Genomic DNA, 20,141 nt, shown 5'->3' with positions numbered 1-20,141 from the left:
TTGAAATAAAACGGAGAATAACAATGGGACTATTAAGTGGTCTACTCGGTAATGCAAGCGAAGTAGACAGTAGCGAAGTAGATAAGTTATTAGCAGATACGCTAATTCAAGGGGAAGAAGTTGCACAAGCTTACAAGGTGATCCGCGACTTGTTTATTTTTACCAACAAACGCCTAATTTTAATCGACAAGCAAGGCATGACGGGCAGCAAAGTAGAAATGCTCAGCATTCCGTATAGCAAAATAACAAAATACAGCAAAGAATCTGCGGGTCACTTCGACCTTGATGCGGAATTAAAAATCTGGATTGGCTCAGATCCAACGCCGATTAGTAAAGAATTTAAAGCAGGCGACAATATCAACCAAGTGTATAAGATCATCTCACAATATTGCTTATAGCCACGCCCAGTTAACTTTGAATAGGCACGCAGGATGCGTGCTTTTACCTCGCACTTCTTTGTCCACTCTTTTATCAATAGATTGCAGGCTTGGCGCTATAACAAATTTGCAGAGTGACCTATCAACCGCCATTTTTCATCGCTACATAAATACCAAATAGACTGCCTTAGTGCGTCATATGACCTCTCACCCAAGGTATTTTCCAGTGCGGAGACGTACTCAATCACAACCTTATTGGGACTCAGCTCAACTAACTTATAATCCTCGCTAATTATTTTATGCTCGCTGAGATCTTCACTTTTCAAGCCTTCAATAATGTCATCTTTCGTCATACCATCACAAAATAGTCCACTTTCTGAAAACTCATCATGGATGTAGTCCGAGATCAGATTAATATTTTTTCGTAGCTCTGGCGAATGTAACGCTCGCTCTAAGGCTTCAATTTTATCCAGCATACTCTTTCCAAAAAGCCAGCATAAACCGGCTTTGCTTCTGCGCTACTTACTTGCGAGGCCAAACACCTGCTAAGCATACATCTACAAACTTTTTGGGTTTCGTCAGCTCAATCTCAACTTGTGAATGGGCAGCTTCATTACGCTTAGCACGATTTTTTAAATATGACATGACTATCTCCTTTACTCTTGAATTATAAAGTTATGTACACCTAACTTAGGCAGTACAGATTGAAAAAACTTGATGTCGAATAAGGCGGCGTGTTTTTCAGGCAATATTGAATCGACTTTAAATAGGTAGGGAACTTGATTAGTGGTTAGCGGATCGAGATCTGATGCCTGACAAGCCAGACAGTATGTTCTTATTATAGATTGGTAATGATCATTATATTCAATATTTTCTAGTGGAGTGTCATTCCCGAGAACCACTTTTTTTCTAATTGGATAATGGTGTATAAACTGCCCAACACCTTTGCAAAATGCTTGGTATAGTTCTGTATGCAAAATAAATGCATGGAATAACTCATCAACTAACTTGCTTGCTGCAGCAACTGCTTGTGGTGAAATAACCACAAATATTAGATAGTCTTTTAGACCCTCAACGACCACCTGGATCTCATCATCAGATAATTTATATTCCAAGTGCGTTTCTATATACCAGTCAAACCACTCCAGTACAGCTTCGTCAAACTTATAGTTTTCAATGAAATCAACCGCATTTTCCTTACCCTCAATTGCTTGCATTAAATCCCGTCTCCATCTCAGCAACAGCCTTAAGGTATACGTCTCACTTTAATTAGTCAAAGTGATTCTTCCCCTAATTGGTTACTCGCATGAAACAATAAACATGCTCCTGCTACCGAATTTCAACTGGCATTAATGAATTTAAACACAGCAAATGAATTGAATTAATAACAGTAAAATTAGGCAATCTAGCTACACGTTTGCCAATTCAAACTTGCCCATTTGCTCCTTAAAGTTTACAGCTGTTCAAATAACAGCTAACTTGTACCTAAAACATTGCGTAAGGATATAAAAATGATAAAGCAGCTTACTAGCATAATTTTATGTTTTGTACTGACAGCATGTGGCAGTGACACAAGTGATACAACTCCAACAGATATAACCTCTAACAAGCCTCCAACAAATACGCCTTTACCATCATCACCCACACCTCTTCCTAATATGAGCTTTGACCAAAGCTTTATTGATGATGTTTCTGAGTTTGTTAAATTAGCGCATGCTGTTCAGTATTTTTATCCTTCTGCCGAGGTGAGAGGCTCAGATTGGTCACTTTTCATCGCAGAAAGCATTGTCGAATTAAACCAAACATCGAGTACAAATCGCAGAGAAAAAGGGATTGAACTCTTAAGACAAATTGCGCCTTACTTGGTTACACAACAAAATCACATTCCAAAATTGTTACCCAATGCGCAAACATATACTTGGATACAAAATGCGCCGGCAAACGTAAGTGCTTATACGAGTTTGCTTACCGCAGGCTCGTTTAACGAGCTTCAAGAGAGAGAATTCGCGCCCAACGAACTGTTTGTAACCCTCAACTTTTATCAGAGTTCCCTCTACTTACCACTCTACCTACCAGTTAAAACAGAGCTCACAGGTGGCACATATACAGAGTTAGGACGATGGCAAGTTGAACCTAACTTCGCGCATATTGAAACATGTATGGCTACTGTGTCAGGAATGTGGGCCAACATTCAACATTTCTGGCCTTACTTTGAACAGATTGATGTCGACTGGCCAGCAAGTTTGAATCCACTACTAGCCGCATGCTTAATTGAAGAGCCAAATAAAAGGCTGCAACTAATTAATACCGAGTTCACAAAATTGAATGACAACCACATCATAATCAAAACGACTAATATGCTTACGAATAACAATACATATTATGGTACTTTTTATTACGAGATAGTAGAAGGCAAAGCGATTGTTACAAGCGCTCAACAAGATGATCCAAATGGCGTTGAGGTTGGAGATGAGCTACTTACCGTCAATGGTGAAGATATTATTGAGTACCTTTCAAGGAAAGCGCTTTACTCTTTGAAAAGTGAATTACAAAGATTGAGTCATACTGCGAGACAGCAGTTCTTTTTTACAGAAAAGATCCCGCTTAGTTTTACCCTTAAAAAGTCAACGGGCACTACTTATCAAGCAACTATAACGCCAATAGAACCCAGTGAAATAAAACCTCTTGTTAGCTCACCCTACGTGCCTCACTCACCATCAAACATTGAATATCTGGGTGACAATATATATAAACTCAATATCTATAACGTTACACCAGATGACCTGAACGCGATAAAAGAAACGTTAAAAAATGCACAAGCCGTCGTGATCGACTTTCGCCATTACCCACAAAGCTGGGACGGATGGCGAAGCGTATTAAGTTGGTTTATCAAACAAGATGCGATTAATGATACTTTGTCTGTGCTATGGCAAGGAGCACCAAATCAAGCAGATAAAAAGGCTCAGTCATTTCAGCAAATAATTCATAGAGATGCCAACCCACTCTCGATACCCGCCATTGTACTTTCCTCTAGGAGAAGCCAAAGCCAAGGGGAACATGCGTTAATATTTGCACGCAGTGGCGGCTTGCCCATATTAGGAGAACACACATCAGGAATTAACGGAACAGTATTTGGGATCCCTTTTTTCGGGGGAGTAGGAGAGGGGAATTTAGGTGTTGAACTTCATTACACCAATACTCTATCAAGCCGCTATAATGGTGACCCTCTGATCAACGCAGGTATTGCGCCAGATTATTTAGTGCCAAGAACTAGAGAGAGCATTATCAATGGTACTGATAATCAAGTAGAACGTGCCATTGATATTCTAAAATCAGAGCTTTAGTCTTATAACAGCTCACTTAATTGAATGGTCCAGTTAAAAGCTATGACAACAAGTAATTAGCTTTTAAGTGGACCCAAACTTTATGAACTAACTCAGAACGGGGGAGTTAGCGCCACATCAACTTACCGTACGCTCTGAGCGCAGATAAAAAACCGCAGAAAAGAGCAAGGAAACAAACACTTGATTCCAAAAGTTAGAGACAAAGGGATCAGCAACAAACTGAGATGCAATATGCCAAATACTCAGATTTAGCAAAAAACCGAGTACAAACCCATAGCCTTTGTATTGTGCGAGCAATTGCCCCAGTTCTTGCCTAAAACGCTGATATTGAGCTAATTGGCTCATTTTATACTCCAGTTATTGATTCGCAACCGTAAGCTCTACCACTTCTTTCTTGGCCGATATTCGATTTATCAATAGTACATCGTTATCGTTAATATCGGTGAGATAGTCAACACTGGTAGGCACTTCACCGAGTATAGTAAACGACGTCTTGTCCAGATCATAGGACCAAAGTTGATTATCTTCATTGACGCCATATATCCCATTGCCGCGCATTACAAAAGATTTTCCTCTGCCGCCTTGATTGTTTAGTGCACTGATCCGCTGAGGTTCAACAGCGCCGATTTGCCAAAACTGATCAAGTCTATCCTTATACACAATTTTACCGTGTTCACTTTCAAGTGCCCACAGCACAGGTTGCTGCGTCAGTATTTCAAACGATTGTTGAGCAAAGTCATAAGCAGCTAACTTCATTTCTCCCTTTACCCGAATCTGTGTTAGCGCACGTTGTTTTGCACTTTTCCATTGATATAAGCGTAAAACAGGGTAGGCGTGCGGGTAAGATGTCAAGCTGCCATCTAAAGCAATTCGCGTCAGTACACCACTGGCACTGATTAATATGCTTTGGCCATCCTCAGCCCAGTGGATCCCGCGAACAAAAGTATCTAAGGGGAAGTTAGTCAGTTGTCGCGTGTTATTGCCATCGCTTAACCACACCTGTTCAGTACCAGAGCGCTCTGACCAAAATGCCACTAAATCTCCATCTGGCTGAAAGACAGCATAATCTTCACCAAGGTTGGTTCGCGCAAAGCTGGTGTATGTTTGAGCGCCTTGTGCTAACTGTGTCAGCGGTAATTTGACGATATCGCTGTCGTAAGGCCCTTTGATCATCAGTACACTTTTGCCATCAGGACGAAATTCAGGCTGTCTCATTCGATCTGAAAACGGCAATTGAATTTTACTCACAAGTCCTTCATAAGTCAGACTAAATAGCTGACGTCCGGTACTGAAAATCAATTGCTGGTTAAGTGGGTCAAAACTTGGGTAGATATCGTGAAATTTAGTAATTTCCGGCGGCAGCTGGATCTGATGGCTAGAGATCAACTCACCGTCGGGTTTTAGCATATCAATATAATGTAGGCCATCGGCATGAATACTACTGACCGCGATTAAATCATCTTGAGGGGAATAAGCGTAATCAATCAACGTCCCGTCTTCTACGGTATAAAGATCGACACCGCTGTCGTCATCAATGGAGTAATTGATCAGCTTCCAGCGCTCGCCTTGTTTTTGCTTCAATACCACATTGCCATCGTTCAGCCAGATAGGCTTATCAACCACTGAGTTTTTACACTGGAGAATAACTTTTGGCTGCTGAGGGCTTTTCAATGCTTTAGTAAAATCGAGTGTTACAAGGTCGTAGCAGCGCTTTTGTGTAACGGGCTCGCTACAAGCGTCGGTGGCCAAAAACAGTAACTGCTCACCATCTTTTGAGAAACTATGCCTGCCGTATGCTCCAAAGCGCTCTGTAAGCAGGATCTCTTGCTGGGTATCCCCCTTTTTTGCCCATATCTTATTATCGCAAAACTTATCTAAATAGCGGTGAAAAACGATGTATTGACCATCTGGGGAATAGCTTGCATCAAATTCTTTATCGTCAGTTGCGGTCAATGAGCGCAAAGTATCAAAGAACAGTGGTGAAGGTTTTTTGATGGAAAAATATTGATAACCGATAGCCCCAAGCAAAATAGTGAAGGCAAGTAAAACAAACACATAAGGACTGAGATTGTTTTTATTCTGACTTTGATTGAGGTGTTTATCTTGTTGCATTTCAGGTTCAGGGATTGGCATCACCTCAAGTTGCGGCTCAGTATTCGTCCGCTCGTTCGTTTGCCCTTCCCAACGTACTTCACACTCTAAGCTATACCCTTTTTTAGCATGCGTTTGGATGTAACCTTGCACCTTACCATCATCCCCAAGCGCCTTTCTCAATTGCGCGATACTGCGCTGCAAAGTATTAGGAGAGACCACCGTATCTGGCCATACTGTATCGAGCAAGGTATCAAGGCTCATCACTTTGCCTTGATTCTGAGCCAAGCAAGTGAGTACTGCCAGGGCCTTTGGTGCAAGCGTTTGACATTCACCTTGGTGTGAAATCTGGTTACGTGATAAATCTACAAAAAAATCACCAACCCAATATTGTTCTACCATAAATCCCCAATGTGCCTAGCGCACGCACTAACCACGCCAATTATTATAATTATCAGTATAAGGATAAACTTGAAGCAATCGAAACTCAACAACATAACCACTTGATAGAAATAGTTTTTTATTTAAAAGTCACAATTCAGCACAACATCATGTAAACGTCATGCATTTTTGTTCTCAGCTGCTAAGTTGCCAGTACGAGATACTTATTCACTAGTCTAAAAATAACATGAAAGAAGGAAATGTGTGATGAAACGTTTGCTGTTTATGCTGATATTACTCCTATTCTGTAGCTTGCTACATGCCAGTGAAGTACCGCAATATGCGATGCCCGGAACACAAGTTGTGCCACTAAAAGATATCACTACCGGCCATCAATATGAACTTTATATCAAGCTGCCTGAGGAATACTCAAAAGATAAAAGCTATCCTGTACTCTACTTTACCGATGCGGTATGGCATATCGAAGCATTGTCTTCGGCAACCTTCTTTTTGTTCGATGAAGTGATCCTTGTTGGTATCTCTTGGCGGAAAAATATCAACACCACACAGCTTCAAGAAGAAGGCCCTTTTGTTAGCCGTTACGCTGATTATTCTTTTACAAAGTCAAAAAACAGTGAACAACAGCACAAGTACCAATTTGGCCAAGCCAATGCCCACGCGGCCTTTATTCGCAATCAAGTTATTAAGTATGTTGAAAGCAATTACTCGGTAAAGTCCAATAGTCGCAGTTATTTTGGCTATTCTCTCGGTGGACTATTTGGCGCCTATATACTGCTCACCCAGCCAAATACCTTTGACAACTATATGTTAGGCAGTCCATCTGTTAGACAACTGGATGCGCTAAAAACACTCTCTAGCTCCAAACAACCACTAAAAGGGAAAGTGTTTATCTCTGTTGGTACAGACGAACATAAGTTAGCACCGCAAATCGACGCATTTATCGACTATCTAAAAAGCAAGCAAAGTGACAGCTTATCACTGCACAAGACAATGCCCGATGGCACACATCAAACCGCTTTCCCTGAAACCGTAATCCGTAGTATCAATTGGCTAAAGTCTATTTATGGGAGTAGTCAACAATGAAGTTAGCACCGATGTTTCTTTTACTAACGATTGTTGCTTCTCTCAGTCATCGGGCTTCGGCACAAGACGAATTCCCTATACTGGAAGGTCCTTTAATGGGACAAAACCCTCCTGGATTAAAAGCAGAACCTTTCGCACCTGGAATTATCTCTAAGTCGGGATGGGAGTTAGAAGGCGTATTTGCTCCAAACATGAAAGAGTTCTATTTCACCTTAGACCGTGGTGTATACACCACCGAAAATAAAACTGGATTTCGTCCAACTGTCATTGGTTTTCGACTAATCAATAATAAGTGGGTGAAATACACTGAGTTTCCTCGTGCCGGAGAGGTAAGCTTTTCACCAGATGGTAAACGCATGCACATGGCAAAAAAATACAAAGACAGAGCAGGTGATAATTGGTCTGAACTTACCAGCTTGGGAGTCATGTTTGACCGCCCTGAATGGGGGATAATGCGATTGTCCGCTTCCGCAACTGGAACCTATGTATTTGATAATTTTAAGCAAATGAATACGGTTAGAATTTCAACAGTAAAAGATGGTATGCGCCAAGAGCCAGTACTCTTGAGCAGTGAAATTAACTCAGGGAAAAAATCAGCACACCCTTTCATAGCGCCAGACGAAAGCTATTTAATTTGGGATAGTGAACGTGAGGATGGTTTTGGTGACTCCGATCTGTATATCAGCTTTAAGCAACCTGATGGAATATGGGGACCTGCAATAAATATGGGGGAAAACGTTAATTCAGATAAGTGGGATGCTTATGCAACGGTCACCTCAGATGGCAAATACCTACTGTTCAACCGTGCTGTGGATAAAGCAAATAACAACGTCGACATCTATTGGGTGGACGCTAAAATCATTGATGAGATTAAAAACAAAAACCAATAAAAACAAAATCTTAAATATTTCAGCAATGTAATCCTTAGCGTATGTGATAAATGCCTATTTCTCACATATACGGAAGCTTTGTCTGCCTCCATACCTGCGTTCGCTTTGGTAAAATACTGCCAAAGCGAACAAACCTTACCGACTGCTTGCTTTTTATCCAGCTTCAGACCAGAATAAATGTAACCAATATTAGTTACTTACTCAAATGTAACCAAATTAAGTTACCTTTATGACATCAATACCTCAAGGTGCGGTGATCACAGCAGACATCGTCGGCTCACAATCGCTGTCACAACTACAACTTACAAGACTGCAAAGCGAGTTAAAGGATTACTTAGCTGAAATCGCGACTGCGGAGCAGGGCTATTATAGTTTTTACCGCGGCGACGGTTTTCAGCTTGTGTTGCCAGATGCGACGAAACTGTTCAATGTGGCATTACAGCTACGGTTGTTTTTAATTAGCCGACATAGCGATGCCAGACTCAGCCTCGCGATCGGTGAAGTTAATATCACAGCAGCAGATTTATCAACCTCAACGGGTACTGCGCTGGTACTAGCGGGCCGAGGGTTGGACACAATAGGACAAGCAAGACTCAAGTATAACAATGACAGCAATGCCCACTTTGCACTAAATCTGGCATTTGTGGATTTATTACTTTCGAACTTAACCCAAAAACAAGCAGAGGCCGCTTTTATTCATATTTCACACCCTAAGTTGAGCCATGCCGATATTGCAAAACAACTCAACACCAGTCGGGTGAACGTGACTAAGTTACTCAATAGCGCACACTACACTTTATTAAATCAATTTTTAGCAATTGCACGCTCGCACCAATAGTCGAATGCTCAACACTTACATATCACGAGGTGGACTTAATGAACGAATGGCAAGTATTGTTATTGTGGTTAGTAATAGGCCACACAATCACTGACTTTTACCTCCAACCCATGAGCTGGGTGCATGACAGGAATACCCGTCACTATAAGTCCATCAAGTTGTTGTGGCATAGTGTCGCGCATGGCGGGGTTGCACTTGCAATCATCTTACTTTGGCAGTCGACTTTGTTTTGGGGAGCACAATGGAATGCGCTGCTCTTTGCGCTAGCGGTAGGTATTAGCCACTATTGTATCGACTTAGCTAAATCCTATTCTAGCAAAGGCGTTATTCCTTTTGTGCTAGACCAATGTGCACATATCATTATATTAGTGGCCGTCACTTGGCACATTGCTGAGCCTGAGATTGCCCTCAGTGCCTTTACAAAGCCTTTTGCCAATGTCCAGCTGCTAATATTGGTTGTGGGCTATTTAATGGTATTGCATCCTGCATCGGTATTCACCAGCATGCTGCTTGAACGTTGGCAACTCAATAATTCAGCTCTTGATAGCCTGCCGCAAGCAGGAAGTTTAATTGGTCAACTTGAACGTGTATTACTACTGAGCTGCGTGTTACTAGATAGCTGGGCTGCTATCGGCTTTATTCTCGCCGCTAAATCGGTATTTCGCTTTGGCGATCTAACCCAAAGCCAAGATAGAAAGCTCACCGAATACGTGATGTTGGGCACGCTTGTCAGTGTGTTGCTGGCCCTTGTGGTCGGTGTCTTAATCAAACCATTTATGCCCATTCAATTGTAATTTAATCAATTCCGCGCCTTGACATTTAATCTAGTGCCTGCAAAATAAACGTAGGCACGATCTATCGCTAATTATTTGCCTCTATTCGTTTTATTTCCTCATTAGGAGTTGCCATCACAATGAATAACTAAGCCCTTTGTAACTGACGAACTTATTATTAATTTCCAGTGCAAAGCTTATGGTTATCGTTGAGGCTTCTCAGACCACTCTATAGATTCTCATTTTCTATTTTACTGTTTATGGCTTTTACGAGTCTTTGTGCCTTTAGCCTTTTGCACTGCTGCGACTAGGAGCAGTAATTATGCCTTGGATACAGGTAAAGCAAGCAAGCTTGACGCTTGCAAATGGTCAATGTTTATTTTGCGATGTCGACCTAACAATAGAGCGGCAATTTATTGCGATAACGGGCCCTAATGGGGCAGGAAAATCACACTTACTCAAAGCCCTATCCGGTGAGCAGCCTCTAACTTCGGGCGAGCGCCAAAGTCATGGGAAATGCTTTTATCTCCCACAAGATGCGACTAACCGCTTTACCACCGTTTCTGAACTACTCGGACTTGAAGAGAAGCTAGTAGCACTGCAGCGAGCCCATCAGGGGGTAGCCTCTGAGCACGACTTTGACTTAATCTCAGATGATTGGCAGTTAGAATCAACTTGGCAAGCAACACTTGCACCGCTAGAACTCACTTTGGAAACCCCCTTTACAAGGCTTAGTCCAGGAGAGCGAATGCGAGTTTATATTGAGATACTACAATCTCAGCCTGCAACCCTATTACTGGATGAGCCGAGTAACCATATGGACAGCGTCAATAAGCACTGGCTAGCTGAGCGACTAAAGCATCACAAGCATGGTGTGGTTGCCGTCACACACGATCCTATTTTATTGGACGCAGCCGACCATATACTGCACATAAAACAAGGGGAGCTAACTCATCACTCGCTTGGATTTGACGCCTTTAGAGAGACACTACTTCAAACTCAAGCTCGACAAAAACAACAACATTTGGCAAATCGCGCAGCACAAAAAGCGCTTAAACAAGCCATGATTGCAGCGGATCTGCAACATCAAAGGCAGGCCAGTAAAGGAAAAGCACAAGTGCGCGCTGGTAGCCAAAGTAAACTAGTTACTGACTTTAAGTCAGACAGAGGGAGTAAGCGTCATGCCGGACAAACCCATAAAATTCAGCAAGCTCAAGATAGGGTTAAGAAAAATGCAGTTTACTATCGAGAAGACAAACAGCAGTTTCATTTTAACTCAACTTTTCGAGCAAAAGAAAAGATCCGCTTATGTGAAGCCGAACTGTGCTTTGGACCGGAAAAGACACTGAACCTTTTTGCGGATACAACACAAAAGCTCAGGGTAATTGGAGAAAATGGCATCGGAAAATCGACCTTGCTTAAAACCCTTGCGGGTAAGCTAGAGTTAAAGCGCGGAGAAATTCAGCGCCCAATAACATGTGTTTACTTAGATCAGCATTGCGCTTGGCTTGAGCAGGGCCCTTGCGTTTTAGATATTGCCGAGCGCTCACTTGACACGCCACATCATAATTTAATCACCAGCTTTGCAAGCGTTGGTCTGAGTCTAGATAAGATTTCAGGACCTATCACGAGTCTCAGTGGTGGCGAGAGAATGAAAGCGGCCATCGTGCTGGCCGTGCAAATGCAAGGCTTTTTACTGCTTGACGAGCCTGATAATCACCTCGACCTTGAAGCACAAGAAGAACTTGCTGCCATGCTTAATCAGCTTCCTTGTGGATTTATACTGGTCTCTCACAATGAGTATTTTTGCAGTCAGCTTACCAACATAAAAGTTCTACCGCTGCGTGATTAATAGTCATAGAAGGAAGAAAAGGGGGAGGAAGGAACGCCTCCCCCTTTGGGCACTTAGTGGCGTCTCTGTTATGACCACTAAATTAAATGGGCTGAGACGACTGCACGTCTCAAACCACATGGGGACGATGGGTTAAAGCGGTAATACCTCGAGGGTCGTGACATAGCTGCCGGCACGTTTTGTGGCGGGTGCTTGTGCTTTGTCGTCTTCATATTCCACTTCAAACCAATACATGCCTGGCTCAGATAGCGTTAGCGTCACTTCACCTTTGGCATTCGTTGTATATTTGTTTGGTTGACTGTTGTCACGGTACTTTTCATCTTGACGTACCACAATCATTTCTGCACCCTTCGCAGGCTCACCATCCATCGTATACTGCAGGGTAATTGGTTCACCGGTGTACAAATCATTAGGGTGAGTAACCGAGTTTAGCTCTAGCCCTTTGCCGGTTGGCTTAAGCGCAGTGTTATTTGGTGCGCCCAAAGTTACAAATACTTCTAATCGTCTTGCAACGTCGGTCACACTTAAATCTTTTGCCGTTTTTGGCACTTCTTTGTTAAAGGCTTCTACTGAGCCAATTTTTCCGCGTCCTGGCCAGTAATGCTTTTCACCGTTTTCATCAGTCCAGCGCGCCACCAGTGAGCGACTTTGGTTAAACACTTTGTAAGTGCCTTGCTGATTGAGCTCAATGTCAAACACACTACGATACTTAAGTTTTGCGGCGTTCTTAAGCTCGACCTTGCTACCAGAAGGGGACAGTGCAGATAAACGTTCTAGTGGATAAGCATAATGATCTGGGTTAAAGATCCCATTGGCGATGGCAGCATCAAACGTGATCCATTCGCTGTCACCAGACACCACGGTGGTACTTGGCTTTATCCATACTCGGTGTGCTTCACTTAACGGGCTATATGCAGCTAAGGCAACTAAGACACCAGAAACTAACGTTGAAATTTTCACGATTAAGGCTCCATTGTTAAAATTGTTGTAGCGAGTTCAGATTTACCTTCTGCAATCACAGTGACAGGCGCAGTGATAGGTAAGGTCACTGGCAGTTTCAATACTTCACGACCTCCAAGCTCACGAGCAGCCTCCACAAACAGCGTGTATTCACCCGCAGGTAAAGCTTTAAATTCATCGCGCCAAGGGGTTAAATCAATCTTTGCTGTACCTGGACGCCTTGTCGCACCAGTCACGCCGTCTACAGGCATGGATAGGCTACGGCCGCTTCTACGCCACCAAAGACGTAAGTCTTTTAGCCACTTTTCACCTTCTTTATCCGCCATATTAACGTCATACCAAACGGCAATATCGGCAACTCGCTGTTGTTTGCTGTCTGCCAGCCATACTGCGACATAAGGAGGGTGATATTCCGCAACGTTTAAACGCGGGATCGTGATTTCAACCTCATCAGCTTTAGCATGCGCGGGTACCATCAGCACTAAAACAGGTAATACAAAGCCTGCTGCGACGAGCGGCCAGGTCGACTTTCTTCCTCGAGAATGCTTGTATAAAAGCCATAACCCTGTGAGTGAAAACACTACACAAGCTACTGAAAACACATCAATAAACATACGCCATGCAAATCCTGTATTACGTCCTTTGTGAAGATCGTTAAGGTATGATACCCAACCACGATCCGTGATCTCTTGATAAAACTCACCGCTATCAAGGGCGATGCTAAACCAACCATCGCCACCAGCTCTTGGCAGCGCAACATACAATTCGTACTCGCTCCACTGCACTTGCTGTAGTGCAGGTAACGCCGCGCCTGTGTGTGACTGATACCAAGATTGAAAGCTGTGTGGCAGCGCTGTCTGCTCTGCCGCCGCGTTAAGCTGGGTCAACAGAGCACTTGGCAGCACAGCTTCTTTAGCATATGTAGTAGGTGCAGCTTCTATCTGGCTTGCGTGATTTAAGGTGATCCCAGTCACGGCAAACAGCAGCATTCCCACCAAACACACAGCAGAGCTCATCCAATGCCAAGTACGCCAATCAAACAGCTTTTTAAGTCGCCGATTCGACGACTTAGCCGCTGAGCGAGCTCGTGTCATTAAAAGCTCCACGCCAATGAAGCCCAATAGCGACGACCATCTTCAAAGTAGCCGTATTCTGCTTCGGTAATTTCTTCATCGAAGAGGTTGTAAATCCCAAATCCAAGCTTGATTGCTTCGTTTAGCTGATAATTTGCACCTAAATCAGTTAGGTTATACGAAGGTGCGACTAAGCTACTTTGCGAAGGCCCTGTTACAGGCTGGCTTTCTTCACCACGATAATGGAAACGTAACCACGTGTTTAGCTCATCCGAATACTGATAATTAAGCGACGTTTGGAACAAATGTTTAGGTAACTGGTTTAATGGACTACCAGCATATACTCCGGTTTTTTGCTCCGAATCTGTGTAGGTATAGTTTGCGCTAAGCTTCAGTTTTTCAGTCAATTGACCCGAGAAGCTAATTTCACCCCCTTGGGTTACGGCTTCATCAACGTTGACATAAGTTGTCGGCAACGAGCCAAACTCGTTAGGGCCGTCCGTACATTGAGTTAGTGGGCATGAAACCCGTGAAATTTTATCGTCAAACTCGTTATAGAATACCGTTGCTGAGGTGCTGATCCCTTTAGCAAGCTCGACGTATACGCCTACCTCGTAATTAATTGAGGTTTCAGGGCTTAAGTCTGGATTACCATAAATATTACCACCACGACTCACTTGGCCCCACGCCGCCGTGCTTTGACGCAAGTTCGGCGCTCTAAAGCCGGTTGAGATCCCACCTTTAACGGTCACCGCATCTGATGCAGTATAAACACCGTATAAGCGCGGGCTAACATGGCCGCCAAAGTTACCGTCTTTGTCGTAGCGTAGGCCCATAGTCAGGGCAAATGGCTCAACGATGCGCCACTCATCCTCAGCAAATACCGACCACTGATCGTTGTCGACTTGCTGCAAATCACTAATGCGGTTACTGGTTTTGTCGGTCAAGTCTTCATTGAGATAAGCAACACCGATTGAGCTAGTATGAGACTCGCCAAGCGGTAACGTCCAAAGAGACTGGAAATCTACGTTTTTGACCGTCATCTCACGGGATTTATTGTCAAACTCTTCATGTTTTAAGTAACTACGAGAGCTACCAAATGACCAGTAACCGTTATGCGTCAAAGAGATTGACTCACTATCGTATTCGGTTGTAGTGGACTCAGGACAGCCTCTGCGGCCACACGGCTCACCTGGCGCAAGCGTTGCCACCGTTTTACCTAGCGTGGCATCAAGCGTTTGTGAAGCAATACCATAATCCAATAACCATTCGTGTTCATCTGATGGTGTATAGGCCAGTTTTACCTTCAGCGTGTCGGCATCGCGACCTCTAAAGCCAGACACGATTTCGTCTTCGTCTCTGTGCGTAGTTTGGCCGTAAATTTGTACCCCTAAGGTATCTTTGATTAGCGAGCCGGCAGCAAAGAAATTAGCCTGATAAATATCACCTGAGCGACTGTTTTCTTGGCTGGTTGCGTCAACTCTGACTTCTCCATGCCACTCGTCAGGCGTTTTTTTAGTGATAATGTTAATTACACCACCAATTGCATCAGAGCCATACAGCGAAGACATAGGCCCGCGCACAACTTCGATACGTTCGATGGCAGCAACAGGAGGCGTCCATGCACCTTCAACACCAGGGCCGTCACTATTTGGCCGAGTCTCACGCGAACTTTGTCTTTGCCCGTCGACTAAGATAAGCGTGTACTGACTGCCCATGCCGCGAAGGCTAATATCTTCCCTGTCTCCGCCTCCAGTTACTACAACTCCGGGAACATCTGTCATGGCATCGGTAAGGTCTCGATAAAAGCGCTGCTGTAGCTCTCCTTGATTGATAACGCTAACAGACGCCGGCGCATTTTTTAGCAGTTGCTCAAATCCAGAAGCGGATACGACGATCACTTCCACCTCTTCTTTTATTTCTGATTTTGCATCACTTTGTGCAAGTGAGGAAAAAGGCAGGGCTGCAGCAACAGCTAAAGAGAGTGGCGCCAAACTACGACAGGCCATCAACATCGAGAAACCTCCATGATAGAATACAAGATAAATAACAATTATTTTCATTTGTAATGGTATGATGATTGCGTATTTTGGAGCAATGCGGTTTTTCTTAAAGGTATTTTAAGCAGGTCTTAACAATGAATCAGAAATTGACTCGCGGACTTAAAGTGTTCGCAAAAACAGTAGAAGCTGGCAGTATGAGTAAAGCCGCTGACTTATTGCATATGACCACCTCGGCTGTCAGCCAGCAGATCAGCAAATTAGAGCAAGACATAGGCCTAAGTTTATTTAATCGAAATACTCGTAACCTCACGCTCACAGAAGCGGGCTCTATCTATTACAAATCCGCGATACAAATACTGCAAACCGCAGAGCAAGCGGAGCATGAACTCGAGTTATTACAACATACGCCTTCTGGCATATTGAAGATCTCTGCCCCCATCGGGTTTGGAGGAGGGCTACTCAGTAAGCCACTGCGCTACTTGAGTGAGCAGTTTCCACAAATAAAAGTCGATTTGATCTTAACAGACGAACCCATTGACATCATTACTGAAGGAGTTGACTTAGCTATCTGTATAGGCCCTTTACAGGACTCAAACCTTATTGCCCGTCACCTTGCTGACTGGCAACTAATCCCCTGTGTCAGTTGCCATCATCCACTGGCACAACTCAATATATCGCACCCAGACAGCTTAGCGCCTCACGCCTTGATTGGTCATTCGAGTAGTAAACAAAACCCTTACCATTTGAGCCACCAACAAACCCACCAGCAAATAGCGCTGCCGGCAGCGCGCTTTATGGTGAATAATATGCAGGCTTGTATTCAGCTCACCCTAGATGGCATTGGCTATGGGGTATTACCTGAACCAGAAATTAGGCACCACCTTTCATCAGGGAGGCTAAAACGGCTATGTTCAGAGTGGTCATTACAAAAATATAGCGTTTACGCCGTGACGCCGCATCGCGATACCGTTGCGGCAAAAACAACCGCTGCCATTGAAAGCCTAAAAGAGTGGTTTACCCAAGTTTCCAACGACAACCAAGTGTTTGTTGGCGACTTTAGTTTTATCTAAGCTTCGCTCAGTTGAACTTTGGTAGTTAACCTGAGCTGTGGATAATTAATGCCTTTCTAGCAGCTAGTTTTAGCGCTAACTGCGTTGAATTCACTTCCAATAGCCAGCTATTGGTGCGTAAATTCGCCTTGCCTACAGGATGTAGGTACCTTAGCGAGAGCAGGACGCGGTGTTTTCCCTAAAACTCTCTGGCTAGACAAGGAAAAAACTAAGTTGTACTTTAGCAACAATGAGTTGGAACATTACTTATCCAAACCTCAGGTTAGTTAATAAAAAATTGCGAGCCATATAGTTGGCTCAGAAGTGTCTGTATAACTTACTTTATGCTTTTGATGTGCGGGAATATTAAGACTATCACCCGCCTTTAAGGTTACTATTTTACCATCATCAAAAGTCAACTCACCACAGCCCTTTAATACCAGTACCCATTCGTTTTCGTCTTGGTCGTAATATCCAGAGCTTGGAGAGGTATGACCGTTTGATACTATCCGTTCAATACGAATATTTGGATGAGACAGCACCGTTTCAAAAATTTCTTCGGTTACATCAGCTGGAATATCTTTTAGAAAGTTCATAAGTTTGAAACTTGGGCCTAGCAATTAGTCAAGGATAGAGAAATAATTTGCCGCAACAGCACATCCGTTTATCTGGTAACGGCAAATTGGGAGAATGGTACAACTTGATCTGTAGAAATGTTCAATACGTCGTTCTCAATCTTTCAAAACAATCCATCAGGCGATTGGTGAAAAATCCCCTAACTTAAGCGACTCCACTCGGACTTCTTACCCAGTTGTACAGTCACCATTAAAGTTACACAATTTAACAATGTTTGTAAAACAAATTTTAACATTAAATAAACAAGAATGAACTTACTAAAATCCTTTAAGTTCCACACGCCAAGGAGGATCCAGTCGATTTTCACCAGCCCAGTACAATTTGATCTTGTTCCCTGCGGGGTCAAACAGTATGGCTTCTCGCCACAGATAGCGCTGCTCTGTAGGCAGTTGCTCAAATACGATACCCCGGGCCTCAAGCTCAGTGACCCACTCATCTAACTGTTCATGCTCAAAGTAAATAACTGCACCATTGTTGATGGGAGGCGTTTCTAAAGATAACGAGAAGGTTGCATTACCTTCAGGGCATTCAAATCGAGCATAGTGAGGTGTATCAACAATTTGAGTAAAGCCTAGCGTTCGATAGAATTGACAAGCTGCATCCATATTATCAACGGGCAGGGTAACTTGGTTAAGATCCATAATCATCATCCTTATAACAATACTGAATCATTGTGCCTTGTAGGCAAAAAAATACCAGCCTAGGTTAGGCTGGTATTACAATCATCACATCTTAATGCGAGTTATAAATCAAATGTTCTCGACACAGAAAGTACGATACGTTCATCAGCCGTATCCCAATCTAAGCTCGTGTTTTCAGCCGCCACTTCAATATCAAACCCTTTAAATGCAGTTTGGTAAGCAAGGCGATAGTGATTGTAAGATTTATCGTTACCATCCCACGTATATTTATCACCATCCAATGAATTGGAGATATCAAAGCTTGCTCGCAGTGCATGACCTTCTGCAATTTCAAAAGTATGTGCTACCATCGCAATAGTGTGACCCGCTTCGGTTCCGAAATAGTCCCAGCTATACCAAAAATTAAACTCAGTTTGGCCAAACTCACTCGCGTAACCAAACTTAGTATAGATCTCTGGGTAGTTACCATCGCTTGAGTTGTCACCACCATGATAAGAATAGTAAGCAATACCATAGTCAAGGCTCCAACTTTGGTTCAGCTCGATAAAGCGGCCAACATAAAAGTCCCACTCTAGATCCGTGTCATCACCAAAATCGACGTTAGACGCCCAGCTCCCAGCATACACGCCATTAGCAAAGGCTTTATCGATGCTGCCTTGTAGAGCTGGATCATTTTGCGTTTGACTCACACCGTTAAAGGTATAGTCAGATGCACCTGTAAGCGTTGCAGACCAGTCTGCCGCCGCATAGTTAGACGCGAGTACAAGTGGGAGTGCACAAAGTGTTTTCTTTAAAGTTATCATGTAGTTGTATCCCTAGTTTACTGATTCAATTTTGCTAAAGTCGATAAGGTTGTCTTTTGGCGAGCTATCAATCTTGCTCACGGTTTTGTATTTGCTATAAGCAATGTAACCAAAACATGAGAAGAACAAGCCTATAACTAACGCACCAACCCATTGGATCTGTAAAAAGTTTAGTTTAAATAACAGCGTAAGCAGTGATAACGCCACGATATTAAATAAAATATAGTTTCTTTTTCCCAAACGGCTAACCGTGAGGTTTAGGTTGTCTGTATATAGGCGGATCAAAGAGTCGAGTGAATTAATTACAAACACCACGCCAACAAAGACCATTGCAAAGTTTTTAATACCCGCAGTTGGGATCCCAGCCTCATGGTAGTGATAAAGCACACTAAACCACGCTGCGATTGGAATAGACGGGAAAACCAGCATCGCCGCTAGCACTTGATAGGTTTTCAAACCACCGACAAAACGCGATGTGAATTGCCCTATCATGATGCTCCACGCAAACCACCAAAACAGATAAAACTCGTGATAGTCATTCAGTGGCAGCACAAACTGATCTAAATTAGTAAAATAGCCACTGATCAGCGCCAAGTTGTTGGTATAACTCGACATTGCACTGTCGCCAAAGACAAACGCTGACGCCCACATAAAGGCGATTAAACCGATAAAGACCCAAGTCGTCGTAATGCTTAAAAAGCGCACGTACTTCAGACTGGTGCTTGAATAAACCGCAAAAGCAATCGCCGCAAACACTATCAAATAGAAACTAGGAATAACCGACTCACCGTCACCTAAGCTTGGTAAATACCAAGGTAGATTAGACAACAGTAAGAATGCGGTAAACGCACAAGTACCGATAATAACTAGGTTATTAATGAATTTAACCCAAGGAATTTCAAAGAATTTCACTTTGGGCTCTATTACGCAGAAATAAAAGCACGTAAGAAAGTAGAACCCCCAGATTAAAAATCCCCAAAAGCCAAACTCTATGGCCAGCGGATTAGTAAATGCATACTCTGGGCTTGCTTTTATGTCTGCGTAACCCGCAAACTCCGTAAGCGGAAACATGATCAGGCCAACATCTAGGCCAGAAGTAAATAAGATTGCAATAAAAGTGAACGTTTTAACCGGTGTAACACCAACGCACTGTAAATTCCCCCACTTCAATAAAATAAAGGCAATTGCCAATAGGGTGAAAATGATGCCTGCACTAAGCCATACTGTCATTGTCACCCTCCCAAAATTGATAGAAGTAACTCATTTTTTCTCCGTTGTTTTTATTTACATTATTCCCGCATTAATGCAGTGCAAACGATTTGCACT

20 protein-coding genes are annotated in these 20,141 nt (G+C 43.1%); 8 read left to right on the top strand and 12 right to left on the bottom strand.

Features of this window, described 5'->3' with window-relative positions:
• Positions 1–23: 23 nt before the first annotated feature.
• Positions 24–398, top strand: a complete 375-nt coding sequence (locus EXT47_RS20870) for a PH domain-containing protein (RefSeq protein WP_039495392.1) — start codon at positions 24–26, stop codon at positions 396–398.
• A 95-nt stretch (positions 399–493) separates the two neighbouring features.
• Here the strand turns inward: EXT47_RS20870 and EXT47_RS20865 are convergent, their stop codons facing one another.
• From EXT47_RS20865 to EXT47_RS20860, 3 genes are read right to left on the bottom strand one after another with little or no spacing between them, the layout of a single operon-like run.
• The gene (locus tag EXT47_RS20865) at positions 494–853 is read right to left on the bottom strand and encodes a nuclear transport factor 2 family protein (protein WP_039495390.1); all 360 of its coding nucleotides are present in this window, start codon (positions 851–853) and stop codon (positions 494–496) included.
• 46 nt (positions 854–899) lie between these two features.
• Positions 900–1,022 carry a hypothetical protein gene (locus EXT47_RS24210; protein WP_017216907.1) on the bottom strand — a complete coding sequence of 41 codons (123 nt, stop codon included), beginning with the start codon at positions 1,020–1,022 and terminating at the stop codon, positions 900–902.
• An 11-nt stretch (positions 1,023–1,033) separates the two neighbouring features.
• Positions 1,034–1,594 (bottom strand): hypothetical protein, encoded by a 561-nt coding sequence (locus tag EXT47_RS20860; RefSeq protein WP_039495388.1) that lies wholly within the window; start codon positions 1,592–1,594, stop codon positions 1,034–1,036.
• Positions 1,595–1,888: 294 nt separating this feature from the next.
• On the opposite strand from EXT47_RS20860, the gene EXT47_RS20855 reads away from it, so the two are divergent.
• Positions 1,889–3,721: a S41 family peptidase gene (locus tag EXT47_RS20855; protein WP_039495386.1), complete on the top strand. Its 1,833-nt coding sequence runs from the start codon at positions 1,889–1,891 to the stop codon at positions 3,719–3,721.
• Between the two features lie 117 nt (positions 3,722–3,838).
• Here EXT47_RS20855 and EXT47_RS20850 read toward each other — a convergent pair whose 3' ends face one another.
• Both EXT47_RS20850 and EXT47_RS20845 read right to left on the bottom strand, forming a co-directional pair.
• Entirely contained in the window at positions 3,839–4,066 is a 228-nt protein-coding gene (locus EXT47_RS20850; RefSeq protein WP_010376146.1) for a hypothetical protein, read from the bottom strand.
• Positions 4,067–4,078: 12 nt separating this feature from the next.
• The gene (locus tag EXT47_RS20845) at positions 4,079–6,214 is read right to left on the bottom strand and encodes a winged helix-turn-helix domain-containing protein (RefSeq protein ID WP_130127473.1); all 2,136 of its coding nucleotides are present in this window, start codon (positions 6,212–6,214) and stop codon (positions 4,079–4,081) included.
• 246 nt (positions 6,215–6,460) lie between these two features.
• On the opposite strand from EXT47_RS20845, the gene EXT47_RS20840 reads away from it, so the two are divergent.
• The 5 genes from EXT47_RS20840 (at position 6,461) to EXT47_RS20820 (ending at position 11,650) form a co-directional block, all read left to right on the top strand.
• Complete coding sequence (locus EXT47_RS20840; protein WP_130127472.1) at positions 6,461–7,297, top strand: alpha/beta hydrolase; 837 nt, start codon at positions 6,461–6,463, stop codon at positions 7,295–7,297.
• Positions 7,294–8,187 carry a PD40 domain-containing protein gene (locus tag EXT47_RS20835; RefSeq protein ID WP_130127471.1) on the top strand — a complete coding sequence of 298 codons (894 nt, stop codon included), beginning with the start codon at positions 7,294–7,296 and terminating at the stop codon, positions 8,185–8,187. Before EXT47_RS20840 ends, EXT47_RS20835 begins: the two co-directional genes overlap by 4 nt.
• Positions 8,188–8,416: 229 nt before the next feature.
• On the top strand, positions 8,417–9,025 hold the full coding sequence (locus EXT47_RS20830) for a hypothetical protein (RefSeq protein ID WP_039495378.1): 609 nt from the start codon (positions 8,417–8,419) through the stop codon (positions 9,023–9,025).
• A gap of 38 nt (positions 9,026–9,063) precedes the next feature.
• Positions 9,064–9,819: a DUF3307 domain-containing protein gene (locus tag EXT47_RS20825; protein ID WP_039495376.1), complete on the top strand. Its 756-nt coding sequence runs from the start codon at positions 9,064–9,066 to the stop codon at positions 9,817–9,819.
• A gap of 301 nt (positions 9,820–10,120) precedes the next feature.
• Positions 10,121–11,650 (top strand): ATP-binding cassette domain-containing protein, encoded by a 1,530-nt coding sequence (locus tag EXT47_RS20820; protein WP_130127470.1) that lies wholly within the window; start codon positions 10,121–10,123, stop codon positions 11,648–11,650.
• Positions 11,651–11,782: 132 nt separating this feature from the next.
• Here EXT47_RS20820 and EXT47_RS20815 read toward each other — a convergent pair whose 3' ends face one another.
• The 3 genes from EXT47_RS20815 to EXT47_RS20805 are packed head-to-tail and all read right to left on the bottom strand — an operon-like array spanning position 11,783 to position 15,698.
• Complete coding sequence (locus EXT47_RS20815; RefSeq protein ID WP_039495372.1) at positions 11,783–12,610, bottom strand: DUF4198 domain-containing protein; 828 nt, start codon at positions 12,608–12,610, stop codon at positions 11,783–11,785.
• 2 nt (positions 12,611–12,612) lie between these two features.
• The gene (locus EXT47_RS20810; protein ID WP_039495370.1) at positions 12,613–13,704 is read right to left on the bottom strand and encodes a PepSY-associated TM helix domain-containing protein; all 1,092 of its coding nucleotides are present in this window, start codon (positions 13,702–13,704) and stop codon (positions 12,613–12,615) included.
• On the bottom strand, positions 13,704–15,698 hold the full coding sequence (locus tag EXT47_RS20805; protein WP_130127469.1) for a ligand-gated channel protein: 1,995 nt from the start codon (positions 15,696–15,698) through the stop codon (positions 13,704–13,706). Before EXT47_RS20805 ends, EXT47_RS20810 begins: the two co-directional genes overlap by 1 nt.
• A gap of 122 nt (positions 15,699–15,820) precedes the next feature.
• Between EXT47_RS20805 and EXT47_RS20800 the strand changes: the two genes are divergently transcribed.
• Positions 15,821–16,756, top strand: a complete 936-nt coding sequence (locus EXT47_RS20800; protein WP_039495368.1) for a LysR family transcriptional regulator — start codon at positions 15,821–15,823, stop codon at positions 16,754–16,756.
• A gap of 266 nt (positions 16,757–17,022) precedes the next feature.
• Here the strand turns inward: EXT47_RS20800 and EXT47_RS20795 are convergent, their stop codons facing one another.
• The 4 genes from EXT47_RS20795 to EXT47_RS20780 all read right to left on the bottom strand — a co-directional run bounded on the left by EXT47_RS20795 (position 17,023) and on the right by EXT47_RS20780 (position 20,045).
• A complete protein-coding gene (locus EXT47_RS20795; protein ID WP_039495367.1) occupies positions 17,023–17,331 on the bottom strand; it encodes a cupin domain-containing protein in 309 nt (102 codons plus the stop codon).
• A gap of 297 nt (positions 17,332–17,628) precedes the next feature.
• Positions 17,629–18,012 (bottom strand): VOC family protein, encoded by a 384-nt coding sequence (locus EXT47_RS20790; protein WP_130127468.1) that lies wholly within the window; start codon positions 18,010–18,012, stop codon positions 17,629–17,631.
• 101 nt (positions 18,013–18,113) lie between these two features.
• Positions 18,114–18,815: a TorF family putative porin gene (locus EXT47_RS20785; protein ID WP_039495363.1), complete on the bottom strand. Its 702-nt coding sequence runs from the start codon at positions 18,813–18,815 to the stop codon at positions 18,114–18,116.
• Between the two features lie 12 nt (positions 18,816–18,827).
• A complete protein-coding gene (locus EXT47_RS20780; protein WP_039495361.1) occupies positions 18,828–20,045 on the bottom strand; it encodes a choline transporter in 1,218 nt (405 codons plus the stop codon).
• Positions 20,046–20,141 lie beyond the last annotated feature (96 nt).

It is taken from the genome of Pseudoalteromonas sp. CO342X (assembly GCF_004208915.1).
Lineage (GTDB): Bacteria > Pseudomonadota > Gammaproteobacteria > Enterobacterales > Alteromonadaceae > Pseudoalteromonas > Pseudoalteromonas maricaloris.
Note: the sequence above shows the minus strand (reverse complement) of the source record. Positions and strands in the feature narration are given on the sequence as shown.